Raw genomic sequence first — 19,584 nt, forward strand, 5'->3', positions numbered from 1 at the left:
CAGGTCCCTCACCCAGAACGAAAATCGGAGCACACGATGAAACACCACGACCAGGTCGCAGATGCATTCGGCAGCACGGCCGCCGCCTATCTCACGAGCGCCGTCCACGCGAGCGGCGCGGATCTGCAGAATCTCGCCGCGACCTTCGCGGCCACGTGCGGCAACGCGAGCGTGTTGGACCTGGGCTGCGGCGCGGGTCACGCGAGTTTCGCGATCGCGCCGCACGTGCGCGAGGTCGTCGCCTACGACATCGCGCCGCAGATGCTCGCGACAGTCGAAGCCGCCGCGAAAGCGCGCGGCCTGACGACGATCCGCACGCAGCAGGGCGCGGCCGAGACGCTGCCGTTCGCCGATGCCACGTTCAACTGGGCCGTGAGCCGCATGAGCGCGCACCACTGGCGCGACGTGCCGGCCGCGCTGAAGGAGGCGCATCGCGTGCTGAAGCCGGGCGGGCGGCTCAGGTTCATCGATATCGCGGGCATCGACGATCCGCTCTACGACACGCACATTCAGGCGATCGAACTGCTGCGCGACGCGTCCCACATCCGCGACTATCGCGCCGACGAATGGATCGCGATGCTGGATGCCGCCGGCTTCGACGCGCAAGTGACCGAACGTTGGCGCATTGCGCTGGATTTCGAATCGTGGGTGACGCGGATGTGCACGCCGCCCGAGCGCGTGACGGCGATCAGATCGATGTGGGCGAGCGCGCCCGATGAAGTGCGCCAGTACTTCGGCGTGAAGGAAGATTGTTCGTTCGAACTCGACGCGATGATGATCGAGGCGAATCGAAGAGACTGAAAAAAACGGCGTCATGCGGAAAACGCACGACGCCGTCCGGACTCAACCCGTATTGCGCAATCCCGCCGCAATCCCGTTGATCGTCAGGTGAATCCCGCGCCGCAACCGCACGTTCTGATCCCCCGAGCGATGCCGCTTCAGCAACTCAACCTGCAAGTGATTGAGCGGATCGAGATACGGAAAGCGGTTCTTGATCGAGCGCGCGAGCAGCGGATTGTCCGCGAGACGCTCGCCTTTGCCGGTGATCTCGGCCAGCACGTTCGACGTGCGCTCATGCTCCGCGACGATCTTGTCGAACACGGTCTTGCGCAGCTTCTTGTCGGTGACGAGCTGCGCATAGCGCGACGCCACCGCGAGATCGGTCTTCGCGAGCACCATGTCCATGTTCGACAGCAGGTTCTTGAAGAACGGCCACGTCTTGTGCATCTTGCGCAGCGTGGCCAGCCGCTTCGCGCGTTCCTCGTCGGAGCCGGACTTGTCGAGATAGGCCGTGACCGCGCTGCCGAAGCCGAACCAGCCCGTCAGCAACAAGCGGCACTGACCCCACGAAAAGCCCCACGGAATCGCGCGCAGATCCTCGATCTTGCGTTGCTTCGGGTCCTGCAGCTTGCGCGACGCCGGCCGGCTGCCGATGTTCAGCTCCGCGATCTCCGAAATCGGCGTCGACAGGAAGAAGTAATCGGTGAAGCCGGGCGTCTCGTAGACGAGCGCGCGATACGCGGCCATCGCGGAATCGGACAGGGTCTGCATCGTCGCTTCGAATTGCGGCAACTGCGCGGGCGCGTTCTCGTGCGGCAGCAGCGATGCTTCGAGCGTCGCGGCGACCACCGTCTCCAGATTGCGCCGGCCGATTTCCGGATTGCCGAACTTGCTCGCGATCACTTCGCCCTGCTCGGTCAGACGAATTTGCCCGTCGACGGTGCCGGGCGGCTGCGACAGAATCGCCTGATAGGTCGGGCCGCCGCCGCGTCCGACCGTGCCGCCTCGGCCATGGAACAGACGCAAGGTCGTGCCGCGTTCGTTGAAGAGCGCGACGAGCGCCAGTTCCGCGCGATACAGCTCCCAGTTCGACGTGAGGAAACCGCCGTCCTTGTTGCTGTCCGAGTAGCCGAGCATGACTTCCTGCTCGTTGCCCTGATTCTCGATGAGCGCGTCGATGCCCGGCAGCGCGAAGAACTCGCCCATGATGACGGGCGCATTGCGCAAGTCCGCAATGGTCTCGAAGAGCGGAATGACCATCAGGCCGTCGCGCGGGGAATCGTCCTTGGCGCCGAGACAGCCTTGCAGCACGCCCGTTTCCTTCTGCAGCAGCATCACTTCGAGCAGATCGCTGACGGTTTCCGTGTGCGAGATGATGTAGTTGCGCACCGCGCGCGTGCCGAACTTCGCGCGCGTTTCGTGGGCGGCTTCGAGCACGCCGAGTTCGCTCTTCGCGAGATCGGAGTATTGCGCGTAGGGAATGCGCAGCGGACGCGGTTGCGCGAGTTCCTTCAGCAATACCTCGCGCTTCTGCTCCTCGGAAAGCGACGCGTAATCCGCGACGACGCCCGCGCGCGCGAGCAGCTCCGTGACGACCGCCTCGTGAATGTCCGAACTCTGCCGCAAGTCGATGCTCGCGAGATGGAAACCGAACACTTCGGCGGCGCGCGCGAGCGGCGACAGACGCAGGATCGACATCGACGCGCCATGATGTTCCGCGAGCGAATCGACCAGCACATGCAGGTCGCCCACGAATTCGGCGGCGTCGGCGTAAGGCTTCGCGCGAATCTGCGGTGCGCCCGGCCCCGCGCTGCGCACGGCGACGACGCCTTCGCCCAGCCGCACGCGCGCGCTCGCCGCGAGCCGCGTGTAAATGCCGATGAGCGCCCGTCGATACGGCTCGTCCGTACGATGCGGCGATTGATCCGGCGAGGCATCGGCGAGTGCTTTGAGCGCATCGCTCGAACCGGCGAGCAGGTTCGACACGGACAGTTCCGCGCCGAGCTTGTGCACCTCTTCCAGATAGTGTTCGAAGATCACGATCGCCTGGCGGGTGATCGCGGTTTCGAGCGTCTCGCCGGTGACGAACGGATTGCCGTCGCGATCGCCGCCGATCCAGCTTCCCATCTGGAAGAACGGCGGCAGCCGCACGGGCAGGCCGTGTTCGGCGAGCGCGCCTTCGATATCGGCGTAGAGCGCGGGAATCTCCGCGAGGAAGGTCGCGCGATAGTAGGACAGCGCGTTGTCGATTTCATCGGTGACGGAAAGGCGCGTGTCGCGCAACATGCGCGTCTGCCACAGCGAGGTCACGCGCGCGCGCAACACTGCCACGTTCTGCGTGCGTTCGCGGTCGGTCAGTTCCTGATCGCGCTCGGCGAGCAGGCGCGCGATATCGTGCTGCGCATCGAGAATGCTCTTGCGCGACACTTCGGTCGGATGCGCCGTGAGGACCGGCACGATGAGCGCATCGCCGAAGAACTTGTCCAGCAGCTTGCGCGTGGAACTGATGTTCTTGTGCTCGCGCATGCGCTCGATCGCATAGGCGATGGTGCCCGGCTGCGAGCCTGAGCCCGCGAGCGCGTGAATGCGGCGGCGGCGATTGTGATGGCGGTCTTCCGCGATATTCGCGAGATGCGAGAAGTAGCTGAACGCGCGCACCACGGACACCGTCTGTTCCGGCGACAGCGCGCGCAGCTTTTTCTCCAGCGCCTGCGCGGCTTCGCTGTCGTCCTCGCGGCGGAACTTCACGGCCGTCTGACGAATGGCTTCGACGACATCGAACACGGCGTCGCCTTCCTGCTCGCGCAGCACTTCGCCGAGCAGGCGCCCGAGGAAGCGGATGTCCTCGAAGAGCGGGCGGTCCTTGTCGTCGCGCGTGCGGCTGGCGGGCTTCGCGCCGTTCACGGCCGGCGCTTTCGCTTTGGTCGCCACGCGTTTCGCTGCCGGTTTGATGGCGGGCCTCGGCCTCGGCTTCGGCGCAATGGCCGCTTTCGATGCCTTCGCGGCCGTCGCGGCCTTCGTGACGATGGGCGACGACGCCGGGCGGGGCGCGTCGGAGGAGGAAGACTTGGGCAATGCGGCGTTGCGGCGCGCCGGGCGAGCCGATCCAGAAGACGTCACGTTGGGTTCCTCTCAGAAGCTGCGAAGCCAAAGCCACATCGACGTGATGCCGCAACCCAAACGGGCGCCGCATCGGGCAGGAAACCGCAGGCCGTACGAACGGCCGTGCGTCAAACCGGCGACAGCATGCCGCGGCGTTCTTCGCGCCCTGACGCGTTCATCGCGCTCGCTGCGGCTGCCGCCGCCGTTCACTCGATAGAAACGCACTGCGGACGCCCGGAAAGGCGCATCGGACAAGGCTCTCGCGCGCTGCCTGGGTGTCTGTGGACCTTGGCGTGCGTGCTACCATTGTTCGCTAATGTCTATTCATCCATCCCGTCATTCGATCGAGCATCAATGAATTCCGAGACGCATTCAACGACACCGCCCGCGAGCATCACCATCGCTTCGCGGGAAAGCCGGCTTGCGATGTGGCAGGCCGAGCATGTGCGGTGTGCGCTGCACAAATTATATCCATCTTGCGACGTGAAAATCCTCGGAATGACGACACGCGGCGATCAGATTCTCGATCGTACGTTATCGAAGGTCGGCGGCAAGGGTCTCTTCGTGAAGGAACTCGAAGCCGCGCTCGCCGATGGCCGCGCCGATCTCGCCGTGCATTCGCTGAAAGATGTCCCGATGGAACTGCCCGAAGGCTTCGCGCTCGGCGCCATTCTGGAGCGTGAAGATCCGCGCGATGCGTTCGTGTCGCCGCACTACGAATCGCTCGACGCGCTGCCGGCGGGAAGCATCGTCGGCACGTCGAGTCTGCGCCGCGAAGCGATGATCCGCGCGCGCTTTCCTCATCTCGAAGTGCGTCCGTTGCGCGGCAATCTCGACACGCGGCTTGGCAAGCTGGATCGCGGCGAGTATGCGGCGATCATTCTCGCGGCCGCCGGTTTGAAGCGGCTCGGGCTCGAAGCACGCATCCGTGCGCTGCTCGATCCGTCGGACAGCCTGCCGGCGGCGGGGCAGGGCGCGCTGGGCATCGAGATTCGCGCGGATCGCGCCGATCTCTTCGCGTGGCTCAAACCCTTGCACGACGAACCCACCGCGCTCGCGGTCGAGGCGGAACGCGCGGTGTCACGCGCGCTCGGCGGTAGTTGCGAAGTGCCGCTCGCGGCGCATGCCGTGTGGCGTGAAGGCGCGCTGCATCTGCGCGGCGCGGTGTCGATGCCCGATGGCAAGCGCGTGCTGCGCGCGGAAGAAGCGGTGAGTTCGCCCGATCTCGCCGCCGCGCTCGCGCTCGGCAAACGCGTGTCGTCGGACCTGGAAGCGCAGGGCGCGATGGACATCGTCAACGCGCTCACCACCATGAGCCGCGCGGACGGCCCGAACACCGCGCCTTCGGGGCCGAAGTCCTGATGGCGAGCGAGCGCCGCGCCACCATCGTCGTCACGCGTCCGGACGGGCAATCGTCCGCATTGCTCGCGCAGCTCGCGAGCGCGGGCTTCGACACGCTGGAATTTCCGCTCATCGATATCGCGCCCGTCGCCGACGAAGCGCCGCTGCGCGCCGCGCTCGACGAGCTCTATCTGCCGCCCGATGCATCGGGGCGCTACGCGCTCGTCGTGTTCGTGTCGCCGAATGCGATCGATCATGCGTTCAGCCGGTTCGGCGCGCCGTGGCCCGCCGATCTGCCGGTCGCCGTGGTCGGGCCGGGCTCGGTCGCGGCGCTCGCGCGGCAGGGCGTCAATGCGCCTTCGCATCGCGTGATCAGTCCGTCGACCGAAGATGCCGATCCGCGCTTCGATTCGGAAGCGCTCTATGCGGCGATCGAAGCGCATTTCGGCGCGAACGGTCTGGCAGGCAAGCGCGTGCTGATCGTGCGCGGCGACGGCGGCCGCGAGTGGCTCGCCGAGCGCCTCGCCGAAGCGGGCGCGCGGGTCGACAAGGCCGCCGCGTATCGCCGCGTGCTGCCCGAACCGTCGATGCAGAAATGGGAGCGCATCCACGAACTGCTCGCGGGCAAACCGCACGCGTGGCTGCTGACGAGTTCCGAAGGCGTGCGCAATCTCGCCGAGCTCGCGCACGAGCATCTCACCGCCGATGAAATCGTGCTGCTCAGGCGCACGCCGCTCGTCTGCCCGCACCCGCGCATCGCCGAAGCCGCGCGGGGAGCGGGTTTTGATAGGATTACGGTGTCCGGCGCGGGCGACGAACGCATCGCCCACGCACTGGAAGCGCTGTTCCCGCACGCCGCCGCCGCTGCAACCGCGCAGGCGGAGTCACCAGGCAACTCACGCGATCCGGAGGCCCACGCACAGGCGAGCGCTACAGCGAACGCATCGAGCGCATCGAGTTCGGTCCATTCCTCATCCGCGCCGACGGACGCCCATCCGGCCACCGCGCCGGCCCACCAAACGGCTCAATCACGCATGACTGATTCGAACGATTCCAAGAAAGCCTCACCTCAGCCGAACGTGACACCGCCCGTGCCGCCGAACACGCCCTTCACGCCTTTCGAGCAGCAGAAGCGGCGCGGCGGCGCGGCCATCGTGTTGTTGTGGTTCGTCGTCGTCATTCTGGCGGTGGCAGCGGGCGCGGGCGCCTTCGTCCTGAACCGCAAGTTCGACCGCGCCGATGCACAACTCGCGCAGCGCGTCGCGCTTGCCGACGACCAGAACGCCGATCTGCGCGCGAAGGCCGATCAGGCCGCGAGCGCGACCACCGCGCTCAACACGCAGATCATCCAGTTGCAAGGCAAGCTCGCCGATGCCGAAGCGCACAGCCAAGCGCTCCAGCAGCAATATCAGGATCTCGCGAGCAACCGCGACGACTGGACCGTCGCCGAGGTCGAGCAGATTCTGTCGAGCGCGAGCCAGCAGTTGCAACTCACCGGCAACGTGCAACTCGCGCTGTTCGCGCTGCAAAGCGCCGACACGCGGCTGGCCGCGACCAACGGCCCGCAGGTCGTGGCGATCCGCAAGGCGATCGCGCAGGATATCGACAAGCTGAAGGCCACGCCCACTACCGATCTCAGCGGCCTCGCGATCAAGCTCGACACGGCCATCGACCAGATCGACCAGCTGCCGCTCGCAGGCGAAGCGCCGATCGCGCGCGCGCAGGCGCAGGCCGCCGAGCCGGCAAACAGCGCGTCGATCGCGGCGGCGACCGGCGAGCCGCGCTGGAAGGTCCTCTGGCGTCAGATCACGAGCGGCATCGGCCAGCAGTTGTCGAGCCTCGTGTCGGTGCGCCGCATCGACAATGCCGACGCCATGCTCACGTCGCCCGATCAGGGTTATTTCGTGCGCGAGAACGTGAAGCTGCGGCTGCTGTCCGCGCGTCTTTCGCTGCTGTCGCGCAGCGAGCCGACGCTCAAGTCCGATCTGCATGCCGCCGACGGGTCGCTCGCGCGCTACTTCGATGCGTCGTCCCGCAAAGTGCAGGCCGTGCGCGAGCTCGTGAAGCAGGTCGATCAGGCGTCGCTCGCCGTCGCCGTGCCGAACCTGAACGCGAGCCTCGCCGCCGTCCATCAGTTCAAGCGAGGCGGATGATGACGATTCGTGGACTCATCTGGCTCGCGCTGCTGTTCGCCGTCGCGGTGATCGTCGCGACGGTCGGTGGCTTCAACGGCGGACAGATCCTGCTCGTGATGCCGCCGTATCGCGTGGACATGTCGCTCAACCTGTTCGCGGTGGCGCTCGTCGTGCTGTTCATCGTGCTGTACGCGATCATCCGCGCGGCGCGCGGCGTGTGGAAGATGCCGTCGCGCGTGGCGGCCTATCGCGCGCGCAGCAAGCTCGCGAAGGCGAACGCGTCGCTGCGCGATGCGGTCGGGCATCTGTACGCCGGACGCTTCTCGAAGGCCGAGAAGGCCGCGCGCGATGCGCTTTCCGTCGATGCCAACAAGGGCGCGGCTGGTCTCATCGGTGCGAACGCGGCGCATCGTCTGCACGAGTACGCGCGGCGCGACGAATGGCTGACGCAGGTCGGCGGCGCCGAATGGCAGGACGCGCGCCTGATGGCGACCGCCGACATGCGCGCCGATGGCCGCGACGCCGACGGCGCGCTCATCGCGCTGACCGAGATGCAGGCGCAGGGCGGACGACGCATCCACGCGCAGCAGATCGCATTGCGCGCGCAACAGCAGTTGAAGAACTGGAGCGAAGTGCTGAAGCTCGTGCGCATGCTGGAAAAGCGCGAGGCGCTGCATCCGGCGGTCGCGGTGCGGCTGCGTCAGGTGGCGGCGGAAAACCTGCTGCGCGATCGCCGGCACAATCCCGATGCGCTGCTCGAACTGTGGCAATCGCTGTCGGCGACCGAGCGCCAGTCGCCGCGTCTCGCCGATCTCGCCGCCGAACTGCTGATCGCGCTGGATCGCCGCGCGGAGGCGAAGAAGATCGTCGAGGACGCGCTCGCGCACAACTGGGACGCGCGGCTCTTGCGGCGCTATCCGGATTGCATCGTCGGCGGCGACGCGTTCCCGCTGATCCAGCGCGCCGAAGCGTGGCAGAAGGAGCGCACCGAAGACGCCGACCTGCTGTTCACGCTCGGCCGCCTGTGCCTGCATCAGCAGTTGTGGGGCAAGGCGCAGGCCTTCCTCGAATCGGCGCTCAAGCTCGCCGACAACGAGCCGCTCAAGATCCGCACGCATCGCGCGCTTGCCCGTCTGCATGAACAACTGGGCGACACGGAGAAGGCGGCGGAGCATTATCGCGCAAGCGCGCTGGCGATGAACGTGGTCTGATCCGCACGCCGTCAGGCGCACAGGGAAACGGGCCGCATGGGCGAAATGCTCCTGCGGCCCGTTTTTTTTTGCTGCGCGGCAAAACCACCGTTATTGCGTTGTCTGTACGCCAGCGCACGGCCATGAACGGGACATCATGGTCTAGTTTCCCCTCTACCAAAAATGATGACGCGGAGGCGGAGTGAAACGAGGGCTTCAAAAGCTGATCGGGCTCGCGCTCGTCGTCTTTCTGTTCTGGCCCGATACGTCGCATTATTTCGCGCAGGGCGTCATCACGAACGCGCCGTGGACCGGAACCTGGTCGAGCGCGCCCGCCGTCACGTCCGATCCGGGCTTCAACAATCAGACGATTCGCCAGATCGTGCATACGAGCATCGGCGGCACGGCGGCGCGGCTCACGCTTTCCAATCTGTTCGGCGAGAAACCGGTTACGATCGGCGACGTGCACATCGCGCGCCGCCAGCACGGGGCGCGCACGATCGCGGGCACGGACCGGCAAGTGACCTTCAACGGCCAGTCGTACGTGACGATTCCTGCGGGCGCCTCGGTGCAGAGCGACGCCGTCGCGTTTCAGGTGCCCACGCTCGGCGACATCGCCGTGAGCATGCACATTCCATCGCAGACGCCGCCGAACTCGACCGGCCACATCGACGCGATGCAGGACGTCTATATCGCGCCGGGCGACGTGAGCGCGGATTCGAACTTCGCGGGCGGCGTCGTGAATGCGGCGGGCGGCCAGTCGAACTATTTCCTCACCAATGTCGACGTGATGAACGCCGCCGCGACGGGCGCGGTGGTTGCATTCGGCGCGTCGATCACGGAGGGGACGGCGTCCACGCCCAACACGAACCGGCGCTGGCCGAACCGGCTGGCGGAGCGGCTGAACCGCGCGGGCATGACGGTGGGCGTGCTGAATCAGGGCATCAGCGGCAATGACTTCTTCACCGATGCCTCCGGCCAGGCCGGCCTCACGCGCTTCGCACGCGACGTGCTCGGCCAGGCGAACGTGAAGTGGGTGATCATTTCCGACGATGCGGTGAACAACCTCATCAGCGGCAATCCGCCGAGTGCGCAGCAGCTCATGACCGCGTATCAGCGGCTCGCGCGGCAGGCGGGCGATGCGAAGGTCGGCGTGATCTGCTCGACCTTGACGCCGTTCGAAGGCATGGCCGAATGGACGCCTGCGATCGAAGACACGCGCCAGACCGTGAACGCATTCTTGCGCGGCAGAAGCAGCGGCTGCGATGCCGTGCTCGATCAGGCGCAAGTGCTGGGCGACCCGGCCAGCACGGACGCCGATGCCGCCTATGCGCGCGGCTACAACAGCGGCGACGACCTGCATCCGAACGACGCGGGCATGCAGGCGATCGCCAATGCCGTCGATCTGACCTGGTTCGCCGCGCTGCCGCCGATCAACGCGCCGAGCGCGTGCGGCCGGCTCACGACGGGCGAGGGTATCGCGATGGGACAGTCGCTCGCGGCGTGCAGCGGCAGTGTGGAGCTGACCTTGCAGGACGATGGCTATCTCGTCGCCGTGCTGAACGGCGAGACGATCTGGTCATCGCATGTGAGCGGCACGCCGGGCGTCGAAATCCGCATGCAGGAGGACGGCAACCTCGCGATGTACGACAGCAACGGCGCGATGGTCTGGCAGACGCGCACCTCGGTTCCGGGCGCCTATGCGACGATCCAGAAGGACGGGCATCTCGTCATCTATTCGCCGCACGGCACGGCACTGTGGTCGAGCGCGGGATGAGACGCGCTCGTTACCGAGGAAATCAGTACGTGGGAACCGACGGATCGACCTGACGCGACCACGCGTCGATGCCGCCGTACAGGTTGAACGTCTTCGTGAAGCCGCGCGATTCCAGGAACATCGCGACCTGCGCGCTGCGTGCGCCGTGATGGCAGATGCAGACGATCTGCGCTTCGTCGTCGAGTTCCTCGCTGCGCGCGGGGATCTCGCGCATCGGAATCGCTACGATGTTGGCCAGCTTCGCCGTCTGGATTTCCCAGGGCTCGCGCACGTCGAGCAGGACGGGAGCGGGGCGCGAGTCATCGGCGAGCCACGCGGCGAGTTCGGGGGCGGTGAGATTTTGCATGGAGATTCCGGCAGGACTCGCGCGGCCGGTTGCGACCGGCAGTGCGCTTTCAGCTTAGAACTTGAACTGCGAAGGATGCACCGCGTTCTTCAGCGGCGCGACGAGCGTTTCGAACACATCCGACACGCGGAACTGTTTTTCGTCCACGCGCGTGATGATCTGCGCCTTCATGACCGGCGCCGCGCCGACGAACGCCGCGATGCGACCGCCGATCTTCAGTTGCTCCAGAAACTGCTGCGGCATGACCGGCAGGCCGCCCGACACGCAGATCACGTCGTAGGGCGCGCCCTGATCCCAGCCGAGCGAGCCGTCGCCGGTGATCACGTCCACGTTCGTCACGCCGTTCGCGGTGAGATTCTGCTTCGCGAAATCGGCGAGTTCCGGCGAGATTTCGACGCTCGTCACGCTGCGCCCGCGATGCGCGAGCAGCGCCGCCATGTAACCCGAGCCCGTGCCGATTTCCAGCACGGTTTCGCCCTTGTGAACCGCGAGTTCCTGCAGGACGCGCGCTTCGACCCTGGGTGCGAGCATGCGCTCGCCGCCGGGCAGCGGAATTTCGAGGTCCGCGAAAGCGATGTTGCGGTACGCGGCGGGAACGAAGTTCTCGCGCTTGACGATCGTGAGCAGGTTCAGCACGTCCTGGTCCAGCACTTCCCAGGGACGAATCTGTTGCTCGATCATGTTGAAACGCGCTTGCTCGATGTTCATGTTCTGTGTGCGTGGTGGCGACCGGAGCGCACTGCGTCGCGGCCGGATGCGGGGTCAGAAAACTACGCGATTGTAGCAAAACGGGGGGTTTTCCCGCCCGTTTCGCGCTAATGCGGCAGCCGGATATCGAACTTGAAGGTGATGAGCCGCGCGATCAGGATGAACGCCGTCGAAAAGAGGACGTTGTAGATCGTGTCGACATCGAGCCGCTCCAGCCCGATATAGATCCAGCAGCCCGCGAACGCGCAGACCGCGTACGGGCGCGAGTCGCGCAGGATCAGTGGAATCTCGTTGCAGAGCACGTCGCGCAGTACGCCGCCGAACACGCCCGTGACGACGCCCATCATCGTGGCGGTGAAGGCGGGCATCTGCGCGTCGAGCGCGATCGAGGTGCCCGACACGCTGAAGAGGCCGAGGCCGATCGCATCGGTGATGAGCAGCGCGCGCTGATCGAAGAGGCGCGAGGTCACGCGCAGGAAAAGCGGCGCGAAAATCGCCATCGCGAAGATGAACAGCACGTAATCCTGATGCTCGACCCAGTAGAACGGGCGGCGCGAGAGCAGCACGTCGCGCACCGTGCCGCCGCCGAACGCGGTGACGAGGGCGACGAGAAACGCGCCGACCGCGTCGAGCCTGCGTTTGCGCGCCTCGAGAAGCCCGGAGAAGGCGTACGCGAAAATCGCGAGCGCCTCCATGATCGTGATGGCGAGGGTCAGTCTAGGATGCACTGTCCGGCCCCGGATAAGAATGCTTGCCGTGGCTCTTGTCTTGCGGATGGTTATGATGCCGCGGCGCGCCGCCCGGCTGCAGCAGCACGAGCACCGCGCCCTCACCGCCGTCGTGCGGCCGCGCCTGACAGAACGCAATCACTTCCGACTTCTGCACGAGCCACGCGCGCACCTTGCCCTTGAGCACCGGCTCGCGGCCGATGGAGCCGAGCCCCTTGCCATGGATCACGCGCAGACACCGCAAGCCGCGCTTCACCGATTCACGGATGAATTCCGCGAGCGCCTCGCGCGCTTCCTCGCGCCGCATGCCGTGCAGGTCTAACTGCGCCTGCACGATCCACGCGCCGCGCCGCAGTTTCCTCACGACTTCCTGGCTGATGCCGGGGCGATGGAACGACAGCGTTTCGTCGATATCGAGCAGGCTTTCGGGATCGTATTCGTCCGAGAGCGCTTCCTGCAGCACGGCTTGCTCGTCGCGGCGGCTTTGCAGCGGCACCGGCGGAGGCGGCACGCGCGTGACGGTCGTGCGCGGCGGCGTCCTGAGCGGCTCGACCGCGCCGATCGAACGGCGGAACTCGTCGGCATCGGCGACGGCTTCGCGCTCGGCGTGCGCCGCCGCGACGCGTTGCACTTCGCGTTTCTCCGCATCGGCCTTCAGCGCGCGCTTCAGCGACGACAGACCCGCGAGGCCGTCGCGCTTCACGGCGGCCGTGACATCGCGCGCGTCGGCCGGCTTCGCATCGACGGACGCGGCCGGACGCGGCGCTTCCTTGCGCCGGACTTTCGGTTCGTTCGGATGTGGGAGGTTCTTCGGCATCGTTCGGCCAGCGGAAGTCGACAGGAATCGGGCGCCGCGCGCAACGTCGCGCCCCAATGAAAACGGGCCGACGGCGTGAACCGTGGCCCGTTTCATCTACGCGCCGCCATGAACCGGCAGGGCGCTGCAAAAGCGGGCGATCTCCATTTTACCGGCTCGCCGCGCGCGGCCGCGCCCGGATGACGCCCGATCAGCGGTCCGCTTCGTGGCTCATCGAATGCGGCGTCGGCGTTTCGTCGATGGTTTCGAGGTAGCGCTGCGCGTCGAGCGCGGCCATGCAGCCCGTGCCCGCGCTCGTGATCGCCTGACGATACACGTGATCCTGCACGTCGCCCGCCGCGAACACGCCGGGGATGCTGGTCGCGGTGGCGTCGCCCGTGGTGCCGCCCTTCGTGATGATGTAGCCGTTCTTCATCTCGAGCTGGTTGATGAAGAGATCGGTGTTCGGCTTGTGGCCGATCGCGACGAACACGCCCTGCAGCGCGATGTCGGTGGTGTTGCCCGATTGTGTGTCCTTGATGCGCAGGCCGGTGACGCCAGATTGGTCGCCGGTGACTTCGTCGAGCACGTGATTCCATTTGATGTCGACGATGCCTTCCTTCTCCTTCGCGAGCAGGCGGTCGATGAGGATCGGCTCGGCGCGGAACTTGTCGCGGCGATGCACGACCGTGACCTTCTTCGCGATGCCCGCGAGATAGATCGCTTCTTCGACTGCGGTATTGCCGCCGCCGATCACCGCGACTTCACCGTTGCGATAGAAAAAGCCGTCGCAGGTCGCGCAGGCCGACACGCCTTTGCCCATGAACGCTTCTTCGGACGGCACGCCGAGATATTGCGCCGATGCGCCGGTCGCGATGATCAGCGAGTCGCAGGTGTACTCGCCCGAATCGCCGATCAGACGGAACGGTCGCTCGTTGAGCTTCGCGGTGTGGATGTGATCGAACACGATCTCGGTGTTGAAGCGGCGCGCATGTTCCTCGAAACGCTGCATCAGTTCCGGGCCCTGCACCCCCGACGGGTCCGCCGGCCAGTTCTCGACGTCCGTGGTGGTCATCAGCTGGCCGCCTTGCGCGAGGCCGGTGATGAGCAGCGGCGACAGGTTCGCGCGCGCGGCGTACACCGCAGCGGAGTAGCCGGCGGGGCCGGAACCGAGAATCAGCACTTTGGCGTGTTTGGGCGAAGACATGATGATGGTCCGTTTTTGATGGTCAGCTCGGAAATACCGACACCGGCGAACGACGCCAGTGGCGTGGCGCGTGGCCGCGAGACTGCGCCGGCGCGCTTCCGATGAACCGTATTTAGGTGCAAAAGGAGGATTATAAAGGCCGCTGGAAAAGCCTTCCGAGTGAACCTTTCAATCGGTTTGATAGGCCCGGCGGGCGGGCCGGGCCGCATGACGAGCGCGTGACGAGTGTTACAGGTTGCAAGAACGAGGCCGTTTTTGCGCCGTTCACCGCAATGCAGCGTTTACAATAGGCCACCGTTCCATGCGGCCCCGGTGCATCGGCGCGCGAGGCTGCAAGCGACACACAGCGACACCGAATCAATGGCCAAAGCTACTTATTCCGCGAGCCCGCAGGCATTGCCGCACCGCATGTCGCGGCTCTTCACCGAGATTCGCTGGATTCTCCAGGTCGCACTCGGACTCTTCCTCGTGATGGCGCTCCTCTCGTACAGCCGCAAGGACCCGAGCTGGACCCACGCGGTGAGCATCGATCACTTCGCGAACTGGGCGGGGCGCGTCGGCGCGTACACGTCGGACATTCTGCTGCTCGTGTTCGGGCTGTCCTCGTACTGGCTGATCGTGCTGCTCGCGCGGCGCATCGTCGCGAACTATCGGCGCATCACGCTGCCGCCCGTCGTCGATGAAGACGCGCCGAAGGATCGCACCTGGCTCGCCGAAGCGTTCGCGTTCGTGCTCGTGCTGCTCGCGAGCGACGGCATCGAGGCGCTGCGCATGTGGTCGCTCAAGGTGCAGTTGCCGCGCGCGCCGGGCGGCGTCGTCGGCGACGTGGTCGCGCGGCATGTTTCGCATGCGCTCGGCTTCACGGGCGCCACGCTCTTTCTGCTGATCGCGCTGGCGATCGGCCTGTCGCTGTATTTCCGCTTTTCGTGGCTGTCCGTATGCGAGAAGGTCGGCGATGGCATCCTCAACGCGATCACCGGCGCGCAACTGCGCCGCGAAGCGGGCCGCGACCGCAAGCTCGGCGAAGCCGCCGCGGTCAAGCGTGAAGGCAAGGTGGTGCGCTCGCGTGAAAAGAGCGAAGACCACGAGCCGGTGATGATCGTGCCCGCCGCGCCCGCGCCCGCGCGTTCGGAGCGCGCCGAGAAGGAAAAGCAGGTGCCGCTCTTCAAGGACCTGCCGGGCGACTCCACGCTGCCGCCGCTCGCGCTGCTCGATCCGCCGCCGAAGACGCAGGAAACCATCGCTGCGGATACGCTCGAATACACGTCGCGGCTCATCGAGAAGAAGCTGAAGGACTTCGGCGTCGAGGTGAGCGTGGTCGCGGCGTATCCGGGGCCGGTCGTCACGCGCTACGAGATCGAACCGGCGACGGGCGTGAAGGGCAGTCAGATCGTCGGGCTCGCGAAGGATCTCGCGCGCTCGCTGTCGCTCGTGTCGATCCGCGTCGTCGAGACGATTCCGGGCAAGAACTTCATGGCGCTCGAATTGCCGAACCAGCGCCGTCAGACCGTCAAGCTCTCCGAGATTCTCGGCTCCGAGGTCTACGCGGCCGCCGCGTCCAGTCTGACGATGGGCCTCGGCAAGGACATCGGCGGCAATCCGGTCTGCGCCGATCTCGCGAAGATGCCGCATTTGCTGGTTGCGGGCACCACGGGTTCGGGCAAGTCCGTCGGCATCAACGCGATGATTCTCTCGCTGCTCTACAAGGCGAGCGCGGATCAGGTGCGCCTCATCCTCATCGACCCGAAGATGCTCGAAATGAGCGTCTACGAAGGCATTCCACACCTGTTGTGCCCGGTGGTCACGGACATGCGGCAGGCCGGCCACGCGCTCAACTGGGCGGTCGCGGAAATGGAGCGCCGCTACAAGCTGATGAGCAAGATGGGCGTGCGCAATCTCGCGAGCTTCAACACCAAGATCGACGAAGCGAAGAAGCGCGACGAAAAGATTCCGAACCCGTTCAGCCTCACGCCCGACGAGCCGGAACCGCTCACGCGCCTGCCGCACATCGTCGTCGTGATCGACGAGCTCGCCGACCTGATGATGGTCGTCGGCAAGAAGGTCGAAGAGCTGATCGCGCGCATCGCGCAGAAGGCGCGCGCGGCGGGCATCCACCTGATTCTGGCGACGCAGCGCCCGTCCGTCGACGTGATCACCGGCCTCATCAAGGCGAACGTGCCGACGCGCATGGCGTTCCAGGTGTCGTCGAAGATCGATTCGCGCACGATTCTCGATCAGCAGGGCGCCGAGTCGCTGCTCGGCATGGGCGACATGCTCTATCTGCCGCCGGGCTCCGGCCTGCCGGTGCGCGTGCACGGCGCGTTCGTGTCGGACGAGGAAGTGCATCGCGTCGTCGACAAGCTGAAGGAACACGGCGAGCCGAACTATATCGAGGGCATTCTCGAAGGCGGCCTCGCGGGCGATGGCGACGAAGGCTCGGCGGGCGCGGGCGGAACCGCCGGCGCCGACGGCGAGTCGGACCCCTTGTACGATCAGGCGGTCGAGGTCGTCATCAAGAACCGGCGCGCGTCGATCTCGCTCGTGCAGCGGCATTTGCGCATCGGCTACAACCGCGCGGCGCGCCTGCTCGAACAGATGGAGAACTCGGGGCTCGTGTCGGCGATGTCGTCGAACGGCAACCGCGAAATCCTGACGCCGGCGCGCGACGAGCAATGACGCACGCCGGGAATCAAAGGGAGAACACAACGATGAAACACCTTACGGGGAACCGCACGCTCAAGGTCTTGAGCGCTGCATTGTTTTCGGCGTCGATGCTGTTTGCATCGCACGCATTCGCGAGCGGCACGGAACAGTTGAAGGCGTTCGTGTCGCAGGTGCGCGCGGCGCGCGGCGACTTCACGCAACAGGAAATCAAGGCGCCCGGCCGCGCGAACAACGGCGCCACCTCGACCACGGTGCCGACCAAGGGCGCGACCTCCAGCGGCACGTTCATGTTCGCGCGGCCGGGCAAGTTCATCTGGTCCTATCAGAAACCGTACTCGCAAATCCTGCAGGCCGATGGCGACAAGCTCTACGTCTATGACAAGGACCTGAACCAGGTCACGGTGCGCACGCTCGGCGGTTCGCTCGGCGCGAGCCCGGCGGCGATTCTGTTCGGCAGCAACGATCTGGAAAAGAACTTCAATCTGCGTGATGCGGGCGAGAAGGGCGGCATCGACTGGCTCGAACTCACGCCGAAGGCGAAGGACACGCAGTTCGAGACGGTCGGCATCGGCTTCAAGGACGGCAACCTGCAGGCGATGGAACTGCACGACGTGTTCGGCAACGTCACGCTGCTCACGTTCTCGAACATCCAGAAGAACCCGCCGATCAAGAGCGATACCTTCAAATTCACCGTGCCGAAGGGCGCGGACGTGATCAACGGCTGATCCGCAAAGGGCGCGACGCAAAGCGCCCTTTTTTCACTCGATAGCCGCGTGCGCCGCGGCCATATCCTCGATAAACGCCTCGACGATTTCGCGTTTTGCGTCGCGCGCGCCGCTTGCACGCTCCGCGCGCGTGACCATCTGAAACGCGACGCGATAGCGCATCGCCTGCGGATTCAATGGCGCGAGCAGACCGTCCTTCACATACGGCGCGGCGAAATGCTCGGGCAGATAGCCGAGATGCCGTCCCGACAGCACGAGCATCGCGACGGCTTCCATGTTGTCGGCGAGCGCGCCGATATTGCGCGGCGTGAGTTCGCCCGCCTCGGGTAGCGGATAGCTGCGCCACGCCCAGTCATGCTCGAACGCTTGCGTCACGCCGACGCGCCCGGCCTGCGCGAACAACGGATGCTCGCGCCCGCAATACGCGAGCTGGTCCTCCGCGAAGATCTCCGTGTAGTCGAGCGACGGCACGCGATGCCAGAAATACCCGATCGCCATCTGGATGCGCTCGGCCAGCAGCATTTCCTCCAGTTCGCCCGGCGAGCGCACGAGCACCGCGAAGCGCACGGATTCGTCGCGCTGCCGGAACCGCGCGATCGCCTGACTGACGCGCGCATTCGCGCTGACGGGCGTGTTACCGATCATCCCGAGCGTGAGCGTGCCGACGAGCTTCTTGCCGACGTTGCGCGCGGTCGAATCGAAGGTATCGATGGCCGCGAGCAGTGTTCTGCACGCGTCGACGAACTGTTCGCCGCGCGATGTCAGCGCGAAGCCGCCGCGCCCGCGCTCGCAGAGCCGGTAGCCGAGCCGCGTTTCGAGCGTCGCGAGCTGCGTGCTGATGGTCGATTGCCCGACGTTGAGCGTCGCCTGCGCCGACGAGACGCCGCCCGCATCGACGATGGCGAGAAACACGCGGATCAGGCGCAGGTCGAGGTCGGAAAGGTGAGTGAACATGGGCGTCGCCGATACATCGATAAATATCGATGTTAAGTTATTTTCATCGCCATTTCATCTTCGCGAAAAAGCGGCTATTAATGGTGTCATCTCAACGCGCACACATCCGACGTCATGAATACATCCTCACTTTTCGCGCCCGCCGAACACTTCGATTCGCACTTTCTCGAACAGCGCGCCGAGCGCCCGCAGCCGCTGTCGGGCAACCAGATGCCGCGCTGCGGCGGCATCACGACGATGATGCGCCTGCCGCACGTGCAGTCCGCTTCAGGGCTGGATGCGTGTTTCGTCGGCGTGCCGTTCGATCTCGGCACGTCCAACCGGACCGGCGCGCGTTTCGGTCCGCGCCAGGTGCGCAGCGAATCCGTGCTGCTGCGCCCCTACAACATGGCGACGCGCGCCGCGCCGTTCGATTCGCTGCGCGTCGCGGATATCGGCGATGTCGCGATCAATCCGTACAACCTGCTCGATTCGATCGACCGCATCGAGCGCGCGTACCGCGAAATCCTCAAGCACGACTGCAAGCCGCTCACGCTCGGCGGCGACCACACTATCGCGTTGCCGATCCTGCGGGCGATTCACGCGAAGCACGGCAAGGTCGGGCTGATTCATATCGATGCCCACGCGGACGTCAACGACACCATGTTCGGCGAGAAGATCGCGCACGGCACGCCGTTCCGTCGCGCGGTGGAGGAGGGCTTGCTCGATTGTTCGCGCGTGGTGCAGATCGGCCTGCGCGGCACGGGTTACGAAGCCGGCGATTTCGACTGGTGCCGCGAGCAGGGCTTTCGCGTCGTGCAGACGGAGGAATGCTGGAACAAGTCGCTCGCGCCGCTGATGGACGAAGTGCGCGCGCAGATGGGCGACGGCCCCGTCTACATCACGTTCGATATCGACGGCATCGATCCGGCGTTCGCGCCGGGCACCGGCACGCCGGAAATCGCCGGATTGACCGTGCCGCAGGCGCTGGAGATCGTGCGCGGGGCGCGCGGGCTGAATATCGTTGGCGCGGATCTGGTGGAAGTCGCGCCGCCCTATGACCCGTTCGGCACGACGGCGCTGCTGGGCGCGAACCTCGCGTTCGAATTGCTGTGCGTGCTGCCGGGCGTCGAGTATCGCGCGGCGAAGTAG

General features: G+C 65.9%; 16 protein-coding genes. 9 read left to right on the plus strand and 7 right to left on the minus strand.

The window, feature by feature from the left end:
- Nucleotides 1-36: 36 nt before the first annotated feature.
- The gene (locus BTHE68_RS03165) at nucleotides 37-801 is read left to right on the plus strand and encodes a class I SAM-dependent methyltransferase (RefSeq protein ID WP_162065104.1); all 765 of its coding nucleotides are present in this window, start codon (nucleotides 37-39) and stop codon (nucleotides 799-801) included.
- Between the two features lie 42 nt (nucleotides 802-843).
- On the opposite strand, the gene ppc is transcribed toward BTHE68_RS03165, so the two are convergent.
- Nucleotides 844-3,711, minus strand: coding sequence for a phosphoenolpyruvate carboxylase (ppc, locus tag BTHE68_RS03170; RefSeq protein WP_502710565.1), 2,868 nt, complete (start codon nucleotides 3,709-3,711; stop codon nucleotides 844-846).
- Between ppc and BTHE68_RS36785 the strand changes: the two genes are divergently transcribed.
- From BTHE68_RS36785 to BTHE68_RS03190, 5 genes are all read left to right on the plus strand, one after another.
- Nucleotides 3,701-4,099, plus strand: coding sequence for a hypothetical protein (locus BTHE68_RS36785; protein WP_232077945.1), 399 nt, complete (start codon nucleotides 3,701-3,703; stop codon nucleotides 4,097-4,099). The genes ppc and BTHE68_RS36785 overlap by 11 nt on opposite strands.
- A gap of 137 nt (nucleotides 4,100-4,236) precedes the next feature.
- Nucleotides 4,237-5,244, plus strand: a complete 1,008-nt coding sequence (gene hemC / locus BTHE68_RS03175; protein WP_162065106.1) for a hydroxymethylbilane synthase — start codon at nucleotides 4,237-4,239, stop codon at nucleotides 5,242-5,244.
- The gene (gene hemDX / locus BTHE68_RS03180) at nucleotides 5,244-7,376 is read left to right on the plus strand and encodes a fused uroporphyrinogen-III synthase HemD/membrane protein HemX (protein ID WP_162065107.1); all 2,133 of its coding nucleotides are present in this window, start codon (nucleotides 5,244-5,246) and stop codon (nucleotides 7,374-7,376) included. The genes hemC and hemDX overlap by 1 nt, the downstream gene beginning before the upstream one ends.
- Nucleotides 7,376-8,569: a heme biosynthesis protein HemY gene (locus BTHE68_RS03185; RefSeq protein ID WP_174258023.1), complete on the plus strand. Its 1,194-nt coding sequence runs from the start codon at nucleotides 7,376-7,378 to the stop codon at nucleotides 8,567-8,569. The genes hemDX and BTHE68_RS03185 overlap by 1 nt, the downstream gene beginning before the upstream one ends.
- 181 nt (nucleotides 8,570-8,750) lie before the next feature.
- On the plus strand, nucleotides 8,751-10,325 hold the full coding sequence (locus BTHE68_RS03190; RefSeq protein WP_162065109.1) for a GDSL-type esterase/lipase family protein: 1,575 nt from the start codon (nucleotides 8,751-8,753) through the stop codon (nucleotides 10,323-10,325).
- Between the two features lie 22 nt (nucleotides 10,326-10,347).
- Here the strand turns inward: BTHE68_RS03190 and BTHE68_RS03195 are convergent, their stop codons facing one another.
- The 5 genes from BTHE68_RS03195 to trxB form a co-directional block, all read right to left on the minus strand.
- The gene (locus BTHE68_RS03195; RefSeq protein ID WP_061180052.1) at nucleotides 10,348-10,671 is read right to left on the minus strand and encodes a rhodanese-like domain-containing protein; all 324 of its coding nucleotides are present in this window, start codon (nucleotides 10,669-10,671) and stop codon (nucleotides 10,348-10,350) included.
- 54 nt (nucleotides 10,672-10,725) lie between these two features.
- On the minus strand, nucleotides 10,726-11,379 hold the full coding sequence (locus BTHE68_RS03200; RefSeq protein WP_162065110.1) for a protein-L-isoaspartate O-methyltransferase family protein: 654 nt from the start codon (nucleotides 11,377-11,379) through the stop codon (nucleotides 10,726-10,728).
- A 107-nt stretch (nucleotides 11,380-11,486) separates the two neighbouring features.
- The gene (locus tag BTHE68_RS03205) at nucleotides 11,487-12,074 is read right to left on the minus strand and encodes a trimeric intracellular cation channel family protein (protein ID WP_174258024.1); all 588 of its coding nucleotides are present in this window, start codon (nucleotides 12,072-12,074) and stop codon (nucleotides 11,487-11,489) included.
- A gap of 22 nt (nucleotides 12,075-12,096) precedes the next feature.
- Nucleotides 12,097-12,924 carry a Smr/MutS family protein gene (locus BTHE68_RS03210; RefSeq protein WP_162065112.1) on the minus strand — a complete coding sequence of 276 codons (828 nt, stop codon included), beginning with the start codon at nucleotides 12,922-12,924 and terminating at the stop codon, nucleotides 12,097-12,099.
- A gap of 190 nt (nucleotides 12,925-13,114) precedes the next feature.
- Nucleotides 13,115-14,110: a thioredoxin-disulfide reductase gene (gene trxB / locus BTHE68_RS03215; protein WP_162065113.1), complete on the minus strand. Its 996-nt coding sequence runs from the start codon at nucleotides 14,108-14,110 to the stop codon at nucleotides 13,115-13,117.
- A 360-nt stretch (nucleotides 14,111-14,470) separates the two neighbouring features.
- On the opposite strand from trxB, the gene BTHE68_RS03220 reads away from it, so the two are divergent.
- Both BTHE68_RS03220 and lolA read left to right on the plus strand, forming a co-directional pair.
- Nucleotides 14,471-16,786: a DNA translocase FtsK gene (locus tag BTHE68_RS03220; RefSeq protein ID WP_162065114.1), complete on the plus strand. Its 2,316-nt coding sequence runs from the start codon at nucleotides 14,471-14,473 to the stop codon at nucleotides 16,784-16,786.
- Nucleotides 16,787-16,818: 32 nt separating this feature from the next.
- A complete protein-coding gene (gene lolA / locus BTHE68_RS03225) occupies nucleotides 16,819-17,499 on the plus strand; it encodes an outer membrane lipoprotein chaperone LolA (protein WP_162065115.1) in 681 nt (226 codons plus the stop codon).
- Between the two features lie 33 nt (nucleotides 17,500-17,532).
- On the opposite strand, the gene BTHE68_RS03230 is transcribed toward lolA, so the two are convergent.
- Nucleotides 17,533-18,453: a LysR family transcriptional regulator gene (locus BTHE68_RS03230; RefSeq protein ID WP_162065116.1), complete on the minus strand. Its 921-nt coding sequence runs from the start codon at nucleotides 18,451-18,453 to the stop codon at nucleotides 17,533-17,535.
- A 114-nt stretch (nucleotides 18,454-18,567) separates the two neighbouring features.
- On the opposite strand from BTHE68_RS03230, the gene speB reads away from it, so the two are divergent.
- Nucleotides 18,568-19,584, plus strand: coding sequence for an agmatinase (gene speB / locus BTHE68_RS03235; protein ID WP_225936195.1), 1,017 nt, complete (start codon nucleotides 18,568-18,570; stop codon nucleotides 19,582-19,584).

The sequence above is a fragment of the Burkholderia sp. THE68 genome, from assembly GCF_009938265.1.
Lineage (GTDB): Bacteria > Pseudomonadota > Gammaproteobacteria > Burkholderiales > Burkholderiaceae > Caballeronia.